This window comes from Serratia sp. CY83965, from assembly GCF_052166375.1.
In the GTDB taxonomy this organism is placed as follows: Bacteria; Pseudomonadota; Gammaproteobacteria; order Enterobacterales; family Enterobacteriaceae; genus Serratia; species Serratia marcescens.
This window is the reverse complement of sequence record NZ_JBJNOV010000013.1, coordinates 1-1,481: the sequence shown is the minus strand read 5'-3', so window position 1 is coordinate 1,481 and position 1,481 is coordinate 1. Positions and strand designations below refer to the sequence as shown.

1 rRNA gene is annotated in these 1,481 nt (G+C 52.8%); it reads right to left on the bottom strand.

From position 1 onward, the window contains the following. Nucleotides 1–1,481, bottom strand: a 23S ribosomal RNA gene (locus tag ACJ8PL_RS21205); the annotation flags it as partial.

Below are 1,481 nucleotides of genomic sequence, written 5' to 3'. Positions count from 1 at the left end.
TGACCACCTGTGTCGGTTTGGGGTACGATTTAATGTTACCTGATGCTTAGAGGATTTTCCTGGAAGCAGGGCATCAACTACTTCTGCACCGTAGTGCATCGTCATCACGCCTCAGGGTTGATATGCAACCGGATTTACCAGGTCACACCCCCTACACGCTTAAACCGGGACAACCGTCGCCCGGCTAGCCTAGCCTTCTCCGTCCCCCCTTCGCAGTAACACCAAGTACAGGAATATTAACCTGTTTCCCATCGACTACGCTTTTCAGCCTCGCCTTAGGGGTCGACTCACCCTGCCCCGATTAACGTTGGACAGGAACCCTTGGTCTTCCGGCGAGCGGGCTTTTCACCCGCTTTATCGTTACTTATGTCAGCATTCGCACTTCTGATACCTCCAGCAACCCTCACAGGCCACCTTCAACGGCTTACAGAACGCTCCCCTACCCAACAACGCCTAAGCGTCGCTGCCGCAGCTTCGGTGCATGGTTTAGCCCCGTTACATCTTCCGCGCAGGCCGACTCGACCAGTGAGCTATTACGCTTTCTTTAAATGATGGCTGCTTCTAAGCCAACATCCTGGCTGTCTATGCCTTCCCACATCGTTTCCCACTTAACCATGACTTTGGGACCTTAGCTGGCGGTCTGGGTTGTTTCCCTCTTCACGACGGACGTTAGCACCCGCCGTGTGTCTCCCGTGATAACATTCTTCGGTATTCGGAGTTTGCATCGGTTTGGTAAGCCGGGATGGCCCCCTAGCCGAAACAGTGCTCTACCCCCGAAGATGAGTTCACGAGGCGCTACCTAAATAGCTTTCGGGGAGAACCAGCTATCTCCCGGTTTGATTGGCCTTTCACCCCCAGCCACAAGTCATCCGCTAATTTTTCAACATTAGTCGGTTCGGTCCTCCAGTTAGTGTTACCCAACCTTCAACCTGCCCATGGCTAGATCACCGGGTTTCGGGTCTATACCTTGCAACTAATCGCCCAGTTAAGACTCGGTTTCCCTACGGCTCCCCTATACGGTTAACCTTGCTACAAAATATAAGTCGCTGACCCATTATACAAAAGGTACGCAGTCACACCATGAATGTGCTCCCACTGCTTGTACGTACACGGTTTCAGGTTCTATTTCACTCCCCTCGCCGGGGTTCTTTTCGCCTTTCCCTCACGGTACTGGTTCACTATCGGTCAGTCAGGAGTATTTAGCCTTGGAGGATGGTCCCCCCATATTCAGACAGGATGTCACGTGTCCCGCCCTACTCATCGAACTCACGACCTGTGCATTTTAGTGTACGGGGCTATCACCCTTTGCTGCGCGACTTTCCAGACGCTTCCACTAACACACAAGCCGATTCAGGTTCTGGGCTCCTCCCCGTTCGCTCGCCGCTACTGGGGGAATCTCGGTTGATTTCTTTTCCTCGGGGTACTTAGATGTTTCAGTTCCCCCGGTTCGCCTCATGCCACTATGTATTCATGACATGATA